The organism is Legionella geestiana (assembly GCF_004571195.1).
GTDB classification, from domain to species: domain Bacteria; phylum Pseudomonadota; class Gammaproteobacteria; order Legionellales; family Legionellaceae; genus Legionella_B; species Legionella_B geestiana.
The window spans coordinates 1299808-1313274 of the sequence record NZ_CP038271.1; the positions used below are offsets into that span (position 1 = coordinate 1299808).

The window sequence follows — 13467 nt, forward strand, 5'->3', positions numbered from 1 at the left end:
CTATGTTGTAGATATCAACCATGGGAAATGTTGTAGACTTTACAGGGCATTCAATTCCGAGACTTCATGAAAGAGCAGTAATGATATCTTTCGAATATTGCTATTATATTGCGAAAGTTTATAAAGATATTATTGGGCTACGTAACATCAGCCACTTCTCATTAAATGTTGTCGATAAAGACGGCAAAATGTCTATTTTGTCGCTCAATCCACAAATCGCTTATAACATCTTCAAAGATGGAACGTACCGATATAATGGCTCCATCTCACCTTCATTTTATAATCAGTATGAAATATATACATGGGATGAAACATACTCAAAAAAATACCATAACCTCCTTATAAACAACATGGAGAGGAAAAACGGAATTAAAAAAGGAGTGGTTTTAACTCAAAAACTCAACAACATAAAACTTCTATTCTCTTTCGCGACCAAAGGCGATGGAGAAGCGTTTCATAAAGACATTGTAGAGTCAAAATCCTTCTTTCTCGCAGCAGGGTATCATTGTTTCGACAAGGTTAAGAACATACTTGAAGAAAGTTCCATATTGGATGACACCACTGAAAAAAGAAAACCCCAAAAAATCTTCCTGTTTCCTGAAAAATGAAAAAAACTCAACGAATTATTGGTGCATTGGTAGGCAACTTGATGCAGTTTTATGATTTTACAATTTACGCATTTCTTACTGAAAAGATAAGTAAAAACTTTTTCCCGGCAATTAGCACGCCGATGGTCTATCTATCAGCAATCTGTGTATTTGCAACCGGATACTTGACCCGTCCGATTGGTGCGCTCCTGTTTGGCCATATTGGGGATAAATATGGCCGAAGTAAGGCGCTGTCATACACGATTGTGCTCTCTACCGCTGCAACGTTCTTAATCGGTATCCTGCCAACGTTTAATATGATTGGTTATTTTTCGACAGTTTTTCTGATACTGCTCAGGCTGTTACAGGGCCTTGCAGTAAGCGGAGAGGAAGGGGGGGCCGTTGTACTTCTCTTTGAACACAATCGTTTTAAAAATACTGGGTTAATCGGATCACTTGTGCTGTCAAGCGTTCTGCTCGGCGTGGTTCTTGGCTCTCTCATCTGCTTTTTTTCATCAAATATCCACGCGAATATTGGAGTTAACGCATGGGCATGGAGGCTTCCATTTTTGTTTTCTCTACCTCTTGGCATTATGGCAATCAGGCTTAGATATTCTGTAAATGATTTTGATGCGTTTTCTCACGCGAAAAAAAATATGATTTTACATAGAACCCCAACAAAAATACTCATCCAAAATTATTTCCCGGAAATCTTATCAGGTATTTCTATCGCCTCACTCTACTCCATCACTACCAGTACAGTGATTGTTAATATTCCATACGTTTTAGGGCAGATAGGCCTTCAAAAAAACAGTGTTTTTTTTATCATCACGCTAACGTTATCGTTGATAACAATAATCTCACCTATTATTGGAGAGTTCTTAGATAGGTTTTGCAAAAACACTCCAAAAATTGATTTTATATTTTTATCCAGCATTGCCGCACCTCCAATTGCATTTTATTTGCTTTCTACCGGCATGATTGCTCAGATAATCATAGCTTTGATTTTGCTTGCAATCATCATATCTCTGATTTCATCTACAGTATTTGATCTGATTGTTAGCACATTCCCCTATGGTGTCAGATACTCAGGGGTCTCCTTGTCATTTAACATAAGTATTACCATTTTTAGCAGTACCACGCCCATCATGTTGACATTACTTGAAAACAAGCAAACTAACCTCGCATTATGCGGCGCATATCTGAGTCTTATTGCTGCAGTAATGCTGCTCTTATACAAACTGTCACAACGTTATACCAATCAGCTTGAGGTGGCCTATGAAAAATTATAATTCAGCATTTTTTAATCTTTTTGAAAATGTTTTTTTGCTCCTTAAAAGTAAGTATGGCGAGGAAATAGCACTGGAACATTTTGCCGAACTTATGCAAACAGGATTATCGCGTTCTTACGGCGAGAATTTTAAAACAGGGTGCTTTGAGGTCTTTTCAAAGCTGGTATCAGAGCGTGATGAACTGGTTGGGCTAAAAGTAACGTTTAGGAAAATCAATGATAATGAGTTTTTTTACATGTTTTGGGATGACCCTTTTCCAAACTTGAAAGACCATGTTGATGCTGAAAAACTCGACCGCTGTTATATGGACTTTAAAGTCTCGTATCTACTTGGACCAATGTGGTCTTATAAAACCACCAAACACCTTTGGTGGGGTGATGAATATACAGAGCATCGAATATTCAAAAAACCTTGTGTGCTGCTGTCTCCAGACGGTAAATAAATGCGAGCCTTGCGGAATCTTATTGACAGCAATACTCTATTTGAGTAACAATTTACCTCTCGACTCGATTCGCATTTTAAATTGGAGCAACTTTATCCGATCTCGATGTGGCCATAATTAAATCATGGAGCAGTAATGTCAAGCAAAGAATCTACAATAAAGTCATTTACACAGAGAGTGTATATCCATGCATTAGTACGTGAATTACATATAAGCTCGGACGTAATTGCGAAAATATTGGATGTTCCCTGCCAGATGATTGATGAAGCCTATGCGGGAAAAATAGTTCTTGATAATGATCTTTCTTTCAAGCTGTTTAAATTAATAGCCATATACGCCAATCAATCGCGGATTGTTTGAACGATGTCACCTCACGACTGTATTCAATCCCTCTCCTCCATGCTGCAAGCGGTGGGGGGGAGAGTGAACGGTGGACTCCATTCAGACAGTCGAGGGTTAAGTCCATAAAATGCTGTAAATTCGGAGAGACGCAGAGGTAGTGGCGTCAACGCCAGGATTCGGTACTATTGAGTTGTCAAAAAACAATAAAAACCGAGGAGGCTGGCGATGACGGATTACCATATTAGCGTTGGACAGGATTTGATACCAGAACTTTTGACAAGCCAAGGCGGTCTGGCGAAGCTGGTTGAGAGCGTTTTGAACCAGGTCCTGGAAGCTCAGGCCACCGAAAGCCTTGGAGCCGGGCGGTATGAGCGAAACGAGGAGCGAGCAGGTTATCGCAATGGTTATCGGGCACGCCAACTGTATACACGTGTTGGCCCGGTTACTTTGCAAGTACCGCAGACGCGGGATGGCTCGTTTTCGACTGACATTTTCAAGCGTTACCAGCGGAGTGAACAGGCCTTTGTGCTGGCGTTGATGGAAATGGTCGTCAACGGGGTATCTACCCGGAAAGTGACGCATATCACCGAGGAGCTTTGTGGCGTAAGCTTTTCAAAATCGACCGTGAGCCAGTTGTGCACGGGGCTTGATGCGCGAATAGGCGCTTTCAACGAACGTCGTCTGGACGGGGTCAACTACCGGTTTGTGATCGTGGACGCGATGTTCATCAAAAGCCGTGATGGCGACCGGGTCGTTTCCCGGGCAGCCCTGTCGATATCGGGGATCCGCGAGGACGGTTACCGAGAGATTTTGGGGCTGAAAATCGGAGACACCGAAAGTTTTGCGACGTGGGATGAAACACTGCGCTGGCTGAAAGAGCGCGGACTGAAAGGCGTGGTCTACGTCATTTCTGACCAGCATGCCGGGCTTGTCGAAGCCATACGAAAGCACTTTCAGGGCGCAACATGGCAACGCTGTCAGGTGCATTTGATGCGCAATATACTGGGGCATTGTTCGCTGCGTTATCGAAAGGAAGTCGCTGAACAGGTCAAGCTCATCCTCTAGGCACCTGATATGCAGGAGGCTCGGCGCAGACTGGATGAATTCGTTGAGGTCTTTGAGACAAAAGTGCCGAAAGCCCTAGCCTGCCTTGAGGTGGCTTTTGAGGATGCTATGGCCATCATGGCTATCCCCGCCAGATACCGTAAACGCTTCCGCACCACCAATATGCAGGAGCGCTTGAACGAGGAGCTCAGGCGACGTGAACGAGTCATCAGAATCTTCCCCAACGATGACTCCGCCCACCGCCTGCTTGGCGCCCTGCTCGCTGAAATCAATGAGCAATGGCAGGCAAGAAGATACCTCGATATGGATGAATTTAACGAATGGTGGGAGGGGCAACAGCAGAATACATCCAATGTATTGAAGCTAAATAAAAAGGTTAATTAATAACAAGACTCAATGGAACGAATCAATGGCAATTTACGTGAGTTTCCGGTGAGCATGTGTGACTTTCTAACCTGCCAATAATTACCCTGTAGCCTTTAAATTTCCATTTTTTGGAGGCTGCAGATAATACTCCCTGAACCAACCACAGTAACCCTTGAAGAAGTCAAAGAACATTTTGAGCACTGGCGTAAAACCAGAATCCGACAAGGCAAAATCCCGTCATCGTTGTGGGCTGAAGTCAAAATATTGATGGATCGCCACCCTGTGAACAAGATTGCCCAAACACTGAAGATAACCAGCGCACAAATTGCCGCGAATGTTGGTAGCGATAACAACAAATTTACCTTTGTGCCGCTTCTGCCCGAGTCCCCGGTCGCATGCGACGAGGAACCTGGCGTATTCCAAACCTGCTCCATCGAAATCCAGCGCCCGGGTGGGGCATTGTTGCGGGTGACCAATCTGCCTGTGGGATGCCTTGCGCAAATTCTCACGCAATTTGCAGGATAACCTCTATGCTGCAGGTCACCTCACACCATCGAATCTTATTGGCCGTTGAGCCGGTTGATTTTCGGGCAGGAATAGACCGCTTAAAGGCGGTTTGCAACCAGCATTTGCAGTGCGACCCTTATGGCGGAACTGTCTTTGCCTTTACCAACCGGGCTCGTACCTCGGTCAAGCTGCTGGTGTATGATGCCAATGGGTTCTGGTTATGCCAGAAACGATTTTCCCAGGGGAAACTCGCCTGGTGGCCAAAAGATGATACAAGTACGGTGGTGCTTCGAGCCAGTGAGCTGCTTGTTCTTCTGGCGCAGGGCAACCCGCAAAAGGCGGCCATGCCCAAAGACTGGCGACCCGTATAGCAAAACTACGCGGCCTTGGCATAAAGGCTTGCCAGTTTGTCCTGATAGTTCCAGGGCAGCCAGCGTTTTGGCTCTTTAACAACATGGGTTTTATATTCCAGCAAGACTTTCAGGTACGTTAGTGGGTTGACGCGCGCCAGCGCACAGGTGTAAATCACGCTCGTTATAACACCGCCAATGAAGGCCCCATATTCTGTTTTGTAAAACAACCAGGTGCGCCTGCCCCGGATGGGGATTTTCAGGGCGCGCTCAAGGACATTGTTATCAAGGGGTGCGCCCGCTACCCGCAAGAATTGGGTCAGCTCATGCCAGTGCTTTAGCATATAGCGCATGGCTCTGCCGAGAGAGTCATTGGGTTCGACCTGTCGTGAATCCAACTGATGATGGATGTATTGGTAAAGCTCATCCATCACGGGTTTACTGTGTTGCTGATGCCAGCGCAGTCTTTCCTCATGAGTCAAGGCTTTGGTTTTTTCATCATGCTCATAGACTTTTCCAATCTCTTTGATGATATGAAGACAGGGTGCAGGGTAAAATGATTTCAGGTCATCGAATTTGCGAAGCCCATGGCTTAAGCAGTTGCAGAGTATGGTTTTGAATGTGGCAGGGATGTTTCGGCTCAAGGCATCACACATGTGAATCACGGGAGTTTTGTCAGGGTCTCGTTTGGCAAGAAGCCTTTCCAGGTTTTCATCAGCGTGCCGGGTACCGTTATAAAAGAGTGCGATGTCGCAATTTCCTGAGCGGGCAAGAATGCCGGTTGTAAACATGCCGGTTCGGTCACTGGATGGGTTGATTCTCTTTTGGTGAATCAGATGGGTTATTTTGACATGGCTGTCATCAGCATGGACCAGCTCCATGTTGGCGGCCAGCGTTTCCAGGGCATTGAATACCGGAATAACCGCGCTACCCACTTCTTCAATCAGTTGCCACTGCGTGGAAACCGGGAGCGGCATATTCAATAGGGACTGGAAGAGAAACTGGCGGTGAACGGGAACTGCAACATAATACTTTTGCAGAGCGAGTATGGCCTTGAAGGCCGCATCATATTTTTCCTTGCCAACGCCTTCAGGAATGTCCGCCCTGATGAGATAGCCGCAGGTCGTGCAGCGCAATTTTTCAACGTGGTATTTGTGAACGGCTGCCAGGTTTTGGCCTTTAATGCGCACGAGGATGCCCGGTTCAAAGCGGTATAATTTGCCACTGCAGCCTTCAGGGCAGAGGTCGCCAGGTTTTAAGCCGGATATAGCGAGGGTATGCTCAATGGCATTGCTGTACTTCGTGTGTGCCAAACGACCATGGCCTTGAGGTTTGGTGCTATTGGCCAGCGCACCCGGCCCGCCATCAAGCGGCGTGTCTTCTGACTCACCCGATTCGACCACTGGCGGCTCCGCTTCTTCTTTTTTCTCTGCAGAGTCTTTTTTATCCGCCTTGTTCTTCTTGCGTGGGCCACCCTGTCCGAATATCAGCTTGCGCAGGTTGGACAATTTGATTTTTTGCTCAAGCAAGGCTTTCGGCAGCCAAACAGCAAGACGGACACAGGAAATCGTGAACTCTTTGATGCCGGCAGACAAATCGCTGGACTCAATCGCTGCAATAGCCGCTTCAATATCATCCCCGGTTTTGTCTACTATCTTTGGCAGTTCACTACCGCTCATGGATTTCCATCCTGAAAAAAGATGGCGGCAAGGCTAACCGGTTATGTTAAATTTATCAATAGGTTGGCACATTTAAAGGCATAAAATTTTAACCCGGAGACGGGTATTGGTTAGAATGCAGGCTTGCCGAAAACTCACGAAAATTTTCTGGTTTCATTCATGTAGGCGTTGGATAGGCATGGAAAAACACTCAATCGTAGCGAAAGTCAACAAATTTCAGTGCAAATAATTTGCATTTCACCGACCGCATACCTACCAATCCTGAAAAAGGTACAATAGTTATTTCCACATTAAGTCCCGCTGTTGCTGAATTTAAATGGCCATTTATGCCATGAAAGGTCTCATCTGCCAGCAAACGAGTTATTGTCAAATGTGGTGTATGGCATCAGGCGGCGTTTCTGTCTAATTGTTCAACAACCTGCTCTCCATCCTTGAATTGAACGTTGTTTACCACCAGCGTCAGCAATCCAAAGCCCTTAATTTTCCTCCATCGTTTTTCAGCAGACTGCAACAGCTTGTAAACCATGGCCAGCGTGGTATCGCGTGAACCACAGTTTCTGCTTTTTCGGGTTCGCAGTCGAACGGTTGAAAAAGCGGACTCAATGGGGTTCGTGGTGCGTATATGAATCCAGTGTTCCGCCGGGAAGTCATAGAATGCCAGCATGTCCTCCCGGTCTTTTTTCAGGCACTCCATAGCCTGTGGGTACTTGGGGCCAAAGCGGACCACCGTATCGTCAAATGCCTTGTGGGCAGCATCCCGCGTTGGAGCCATCCAGATTTGCTGCAAGGCTTCCTTGACCCGTGGCTGCATGGTTTTGGCAGCTTGTTCAGCACGTTTGCTGTCTTGTGAACCCAACAGCGCTGATGGCGTGTGTCCGGATATACCTTGTCCAGTGCGCTCCAGAACCCAAGGGCACCGTCTCCTGTGGCTAGCCGTGGTGACACATTCAACCCTCTTTGGCGCAGGCTCATGAGGACCTCTTCCCAGCTTGCAGACGATTCACGATAGCCATCAGCTACCGCGACAAGTTCCTTGGTCCCGTGCTCTGTTACCCCGATGATAACCAGCAGGCACAGCCGGTCATCCAGTCGTACCTGGCTATATATCCCGTCAGCCCACAAGTACACATAGCGCCTGTTGCTCAAATCGGCCTGCGCCCACTGGCGGTGCTCATCAAGCCACTCGCCCTTCAGACGAGATATCGTATTTGCCGACAGTCCTTTTGCGTGCTCGCCCAGCAGAGACACAAGAGCTTCTGAAAAATCGCCGGTTGAAATACCCTTGAGGTAGAGCCACGGCAGCAGTTCTTCAATGGTCTTCGTGCGCTTCAGATACGGCGGCAGCAGTTGGCTGGTGAAATGAATCCCTGAGCCACTGCGATCACGTACCTTGGGCACCCGAACATTTATATCACCTATCCCGGTCTGTACCGGGCGTTCCGGCAAGTATCCATTGCGCACAACTGCACGGCGACCATCCAGCAACTTCAAGCCTTGATACCTCGTCAGCAATGCCTCCAGCTCAGTCTCCACGGCTTGCCTGATCAAGGCCTGCGCTCCGGTGCGAAGCAATTCAGTTAGCGGGTCACTGCACTCCGCTATTGGTGTTGGTACTGCATTCAGCTTACAATCCGTCATGGCGTATCTCCTTTGTTTTTGTTCTGCCGAACAATCAATAAGGTACGCCTCCTGATTCAGTTTGTCATACACCAGATCTGACTATAGCTCCCAGCAAACTGATTGACACTCTTGACTTTAATATTACAATTTAAACGGAGTCATCCATGCCAAAAAATTTCGATTTGGAACGTAAACAAAGGGAGTTAATTGAATATCAACACAGCAAGATGCGTCAAGAAAGAGATGCGCTGTGGCAAGCACAAAGCGAAGCACGTCTGGCACAGGCTAAGCAAGAACGTGAACGGATGCAGAGAGCCGCCAGAGAAAATTCGTATTCCAGCCTGGGTGATCAGGAAAAGTATTTTAAATGGGAAGAGGAATATCATATCAAGATAGAAGGTGAGGAATCTTATCGAAGTCGTATTGCAAGAGAGCAGAGGGCTTCTGAAATAGCGCGAATACGAAAATCTGTCTCTATTAGATATTTAAAAGAGTATTATATATCTCAAGCTGGTTTTTTTAATGCCAGTAGGGAAGTTTTTTATGAAAGTGAAGGTGAAAAAAAACGTTATGGTGATAGATGGTTATTTGGAAGTGACTCTGAAGAACATTATTATCGTCAGAGGTTATTCAATAGATTAGAAAGCCGTGCTGCAAGAAACCCTGATGGCGCTTCTAAAAAAACATTACACTTTTTTGGCTTGGTGCCGAAACCTGATGAGAAGTTGGGTATGGAAGAGCGTATTTATAAATTTAGATAAATTTATTGGTTAAAAAATTGTAATTATTCGCACACTGATACAGGCGCGGACTTTTAGAAGAAAAAAGAGTTTATTTAAAGCTATTCTTTTAAATAGTACGAGGAGAATAGCATAACGAAGAAGTGCAGTTATTTTCCACGTCCAGGAAGTCAAAGATAGCGATAATATGAATTAGTTTCGACTTGATCTGCTCTGTACGGGACAAAAAATCATATCAACGCCTCGGTCGGTGCCTCGATGCTCAAGAAGGCCATCACCTGACCAATTAAACTCAAGATATTCTGCTTTGCATTGAGAGCCGCATCACGTAGAAAATCAAGACCATAACGAAAAATACTGACCTCTTTTCTACCATGTTTTTTCATTTTGATCGCTTTTTGCTCGTTGCGCCATTCACCTACTTTATAAGCCCAACAAAAGCCGATGCTTAAAAGTGCTATCAGCTTCGAAATACGCTCCGGCTTTGTAATATGCGTGTCCTCAAAGTTAAAGCCGCGCGATTTCAGGCAGGAAAACAGGGTTTCTATTTCCCAGCGCCGGCCATACAATTCGATAGGTGAATCAACTTCTTTATCTGTTGCAACAATAAGTAATTCACCATCTGTAAGCCGGAGCGCGCTCAACCAGACTTTTTGCTTCCAAAGCCTGCGCTCACCCCTCAGTTTTCGTTGTTCACCAGGCTTCAGATCGTAGAAAAGAGCATCCACATTAACGTCAAGCCCCAAGCTGTTGCTGGTTTGAGTGTTGCTTTTGATTCGAATGCAAAATGAGATCCCTTCACTACGCAACCATGAGAACCATTCGTTTCCAACAAACTCTCGGTCAGCCAGCAGACAGGCAACTCTTTCTTTGCCAAACTGCTCTATAAAACGCTTAAGTAAGGCTATACGCTCTGTGGTATTACTGTTCCCGCGCTTGGGCAGCAAATCCCACATGAGAGGGATGGCTATCCCTTTGTAGGCAATAGACAGCATTAATATATTGATATCCTGCTTGCCCCACTGCCAATTTGTTCTGTCTATGCTGAGATACAACGGCGTCTGGTCAAAATCAAAAAAAGTCATCACCCATCCGGCCAGAGCGGTGAAGCATATTGTGAATTCCCTGAAAAATCGCTTGATACGCTTGTAGCGCGATTCTATTGTTGCCTCGCTTTCAAAGCCACAGGCCAGTTCGCTTAAATTGACCGTTCTTACTTTGAACAATGATACCAGCATACAGGCGAAACAGGTCATTCTTGCCTTGTTCCAACTAAAATATCCGTTTAATATACCGCTCAGCTCGTTGATTTCCATGACTCCATGCCTTTTCCTTGAACAGAAACGCAGGGATTGTCTATTAATCAATGAGCTACTTCAAGTTTTTTGTCCCGTACAAAGCTTGATCTGACACAACCCCTTGAAAAGGTGAGAGTTTCCGGTTTTGATAGAAGTGCGAACTTTAAACAAAACCAAAAGGAAAACTCTCATGATAGATAGTAACGCTAAAATCATTAAACATAAAGTTGGCCTGTTGAATCTTGCTGAAGAATTGGGCAATGTGTCGAGGGCATGCAAAGTAATGGGTTTATCCCGAGACACATTTTATCGCTATAAATCAGCTGTTGAGACTGGAGGAGTTGAGGCTCTATTTGATCAGACACGTAGAAAACCTAACCATAAAAACCGTGTTGAAGAGCCTGTCGAACTGGCGGTGAGAGATTATGCGATTGAATATCCAGCTCATGGCCAGCAGCGCACCAGTAATGAACTACGCAAGAAAGGTGTTTTTGTATCTCCAAGCGGAGTTCGCAGCGTGTGGCTCCGGTATAATTTAGCCAACTTTAAAGACCGGCTCAAAGCCCTGGAGGAAAAAGTTGCATCTGAGGGCATCATCCTGACGGAATCGCAGGTAGCCGCTTTGGAAAAGAAAAAATTTGATGATGAAGCCTGTGGTGAAATCGAAACAGTCCATCCCGGCTATCTTGGCTCTCAGGATACTTTTTATGTTGGAACGCTCAAGGGAGTGGGCAGGATTTACCAGCAAACATTCGTCGATACCTATAGCAAAGTTGCATTTGCCAAGCTGTATACCACGAAAACACCGATTACATCAGCAGATATCCTGAATGATAAAGTATTACCGTTCTTTGAGCTTCATAAGCTCCCCATGCTGCGCATTTTGACGGATAGAGGCACGGAATACTGTGGCAAGGTGGAGCATCACGATTATCAGCTTTATTTAGCGATTAACAATATTGACCACACCAAAACGAAAGTGCAATCACCCCAGACAAATGGCATATGTGAGCGCTTCCATAAAACAATTTTGCAGGAGTTTTATCAAGTCACCAATTTACAGCAAATTTTGGACTTGACCCAGTCGAGACAGGTTATCAACTGAATAATTGTGCCGCCCTCTAAAAAAGCGCCCACACGCCGCTGGCAACCGTACTCAAAAACCCGATATAGCCAAGCCCTGTAAGACTTGCAAGTGCCAGCACAAGACCATCGCGTTCAGAAAAACCAAGCCCCATGAGCACGATGGTGCCGGCGAGAATCATGTTGCTGAACGGAATGGGCAGAAGCAGCAGAAGGCTTAAAACCAGCAGTAAAATCCCCAGCAGACGCTCAACCCACCAGCGGGTTAAAAGGCTCCAGCGGGGTTTTAAGAGCCGCTCAATGCGGCGAAGCAAAGGAGTGGCGTAATTCACCATCTTTAGAAGTTTATCAACCGCAATGCCCTGGTGTGCAAGCTTTTGCGGCAGCCAGAGGCTCTTGCGCCCGATGACAAGGTGCAGCGCGATGACCACCACCGGCAGGCCAAACACGAAAGACACGCCTGGAATCGCGGAAATCGGCAGGAGGGGCGGCAGGGCAAAAACCACGAGCAACATGCCGTAGGCCTGCTCCCCCAATGCCTGTATCAGCGCGCCAAACTGCAGTGTCTCGTCTTTGGGCTGACGTTTTAAAAACTGGCGCAACAGGCGCGACATCGGCATACGGGTGCGGGAGGCGTTTCCATGGCTCATGCGGCTGCCGCCTTATTCAAATGACTGTTATAGCGACTGTAAGAGAAGTAAAGCACCAGCCCCGCCAGCATCCACACGACAAAACGCATCAGGGTTACCCCTGGCAGATGGTAAATCAGATACATGCAGCTCAAAATGCCGCATACCGGTACCCAGGGCATGAAGGGGGCTTTAAACGGGCGCTCCAGTTCGGGATGTCGAAAACGCAAAATAATAACGCCCGCGCACACCAGAATAAACGCAAACAGGGTACCGATATTCACAAGCTCCGCGAGTTCATGAATCGGCACAAACGCGGACAGGAGCGCGATAACGGTGCCGGTGACCGCAATGATGCGCACAGGCGTACGTGTCTGCGGGTTCACATGCCCAAACCAGGCAGGCAGCAGCCCATCGCGTGCCATGGCGAGAAACACCCGCGTCAGTCCGTAATACATCACGAGCATCACCGTACTTAAACCCGCAATCGCACCAATCCCGGTGAGGCCCGCGACAAAACGGTGCCCGGTCACAAGAAGTGCATGACTGATGGGGGAAGGCACATTAAGATTTGTAAAATGCACCATGCCGGTCAGCATGATGGACACCACAATATAAAGCAGCGTACAAATAACGAGTGCGCCAATAATCCCGACTGGCAGGTCGCGCTGAGGATTTTTAGCCTCTTCCGCAGCGGTTGATACCGCATCAAACCCGATATAGGCAAAGAAAATAAGCGCCGCCCCCTCCATCACGCCATTCCATCCCCAGGGCATAAACGGCGACCAGTTCGATGGCTGAATTTCACCGCTTGCCGCAAGTATAAAAGCGAGCAGCACGGTAAGTTTTACCAGCACCATGGCATTATTAACGCGCGCGCTCGATTTAACGCCAACCGACAACAACCCGGCAATCACAAGCACCACAAGAAACGCCATCAGGTTAAGCACGCCGCCATCTGCGGGAGCATATAAAAGGTCTTGCGGCAGGCTTATCTTAAGCGCACGCAGCAAATCTTTGGCATACCCGCTCCAGCCGGCGGACACGGCGGAAACGGAAATGGCATATTCAAGCAGCAAATCCCACCCGACAATCCAGGCGATAAGTTCACCAAAACCGGCATACGCATACCCGTAAGCACTGCCGCAGCCGCCGATGCATGCGGCAAGCTCAGCATAGGAAAGGGCTGCAAACGCGCAGGCAAGTCCCGCCACGAGATACGAGAGCACGATGGCAGGCCCGCTTTGAGTCGCCGCCACGATGCCGGTCAGTACAAAAATACCGGCCCCAAGAATAGCGCCCACACCTAAAAAAATGAGATCCAGCGCAGAAAGGCACGCCAGCAGGTGACCATCTGTACTCTGCGCCCAAACCGGTGCTTTTTTTCGAAAAACGTCCATGCTAGTATGCCTGCCAGTGAAATCTTTCACTTTACCATTTAAACCCCTTATATAGAAACCGGGTTCG

General features: G+C 46.9%; 11 protein-coding genes and 3 pseudogenes. 9 read left to right on the plus strand and 5 right to left on the minus strand.

What is annotated here, in order from left to right:
* Positions 1-20 precede the first annotated feature (20 nt).
* The 7 genes and pseudogenes from E4T54_RS05735 (at position 21) to tnpB (ending at position 4972) form a co-directional block, all read left to right on the plus strand.
* A complete protein-coding gene (locus tag E4T54_RS05735; RefSeq protein ID WP_131793746.1) occupies positions 21-608 on the plus strand; it encodes a hypothetical protein in 588 nt (195 codons plus the stop codon).
* On the plus strand, positions 605-1879 hold the full coding sequence (locus tag E4T54_RS05740) for an MFS transporter (RefSeq protein ID WP_028386240.1): 1275 nt from the start codon (positions 605-607) through the stop codon (positions 1877-1879). The genes E4T54_RS05735 and E4T54_RS05740 overlap by 4 nt, the downstream gene beginning before the upstream one ends.
* On the plus strand, positions 1866-2321 hold the full coding sequence (locus E4T54_RS05745; protein ID WP_028386241.1) for a hypothetical protein: 456 nt from the start codon (positions 1866-1868) through the stop codon (positions 2319-2321). Before E4T54_RS05740 ends, E4T54_RS05745 begins: the two co-directional genes overlap by 14 nt.
* A gap of 135 nt (positions 2322-2456) precedes the next feature.
* Positions 2457-2681 (plus strand): hypothetical protein, encoded by a 225-nt coding sequence (locus E4T54_RS05750; protein WP_028386242.1) that lies wholly within the window; start codon positions 2457-2459, stop codon positions 2679-2681.
* Between the two features lie 207 nt (positions 2682-2888).
* Positions 2889-4112 (plus strand): annotated as a pseudogene (locus E4T54_RS05755) (IS256 family transposase).
* A 264-nt stretch (positions 4113-4376) separates the two neighbouring features.
* Positions 4377-4619: a hypothetical protein gene (locus tag E4T54_RS12005; protein WP_162150886.1), complete on the plus strand. Its 243-nt coding sequence runs from the start codon at positions 4377-4379 to the stop codon at positions 4617-4619.
* A 5-nt stretch (positions 4620-4624) separates the two neighbouring features.
* Positions 4625-4972 carry an IS66 family insertion sequence element accessory protein TnpB gene (tnpB, locus tag E4T54_RS05760; RefSeq protein WP_028386244.1) on the plus strand — a complete coding sequence of 116 codons (348 nt, stop codon included), beginning with the start codon at positions 4625-4627 and terminating at the stop codon, positions 4970-4972.
* Positions 4973-4977: 5 nt separating this feature from the next.
* Here the strand turns inward: tnpB and E4T54_RS05765 are convergent, their stop codons facing one another.
* Entirely contained in the window at positions 4978-6630 is a 1653-nt protein-coding gene (locus E4T54_RS05765) for an IS66 family transposase (protein ID WP_051550865.1), read from the minus strand.
* Between the two features lie 385 nt (positions 6631-7015).
* A pseudogene (locus E4T54_RS05770) lies at positions 7016-8268 on the minus strand (IS256 family transposase).
* A 146-nt stretch (positions 8269-8414) separates the two neighbouring features.
* Here E4T54_RS05770 and E4T54_RS05775 point away from each other — a divergent pair.
* The gene (locus E4T54_RS05775) at positions 8415-9011 is read left to right on the plus strand and encodes a hypothetical protein (protein WP_028386245.1); all 597 of its coding nucleotides are present in this window, start codon (positions 8415-8417) and stop codon (positions 9009-9011) included.
* A gap of 209 nt (positions 9012-9220) precedes the next feature.
* Here E4T54_RS05775 and E4T54_RS05780 read toward each other — a convergent pair whose 3' ends face one another.
* Positions 9221-10306, minus strand: coding sequence for an IS4 family transposase (locus E4T54_RS05780; protein WP_115152790.1), 1086 nt, complete (start codon positions 10304-10306; stop codon positions 9221-9223).
* Positions 10307-10478: 172 nt separating this feature from the next.
* On the opposite strand from E4T54_RS05780, the pseudogene E4T54_RS05785 reads away from it, so the two are divergent.
* Positions 10479-11342 (plus strand): annotated as a pseudogene (locus E4T54_RS05785) (IS481 family transposase); the annotation flags it as partial.
* 67 nt (positions 11343-11409) lie between these two features.
* On the opposite strand, the gene E4T54_RS05790 reads toward E4T54_RS05785, so the two are convergent.
* On the minus strand, positions 11410-12021 hold the full coding sequence (locus E4T54_RS05790; RefSeq protein ID WP_051550808.1) for an exopolysaccharide biosynthesis protein: 612 nt from the start codon (positions 12019-12021) through the stop codon (positions 11410-11412).
* Positions 12018-13400: an amino acid permease gene (locus tag E4T54_RS05795; RefSeq protein ID WP_028385776.1), complete on the minus strand. Its 1383-nt coding sequence runs from the start codon at positions 13398-13400 to the stop codon at positions 12018-12020. The genes E4T54_RS05790 and E4T54_RS05795 overlap by 4 nt, the downstream gene beginning before the upstream one ends.
* Positions 13401-13467 lie beyond the last annotated feature (67 nt).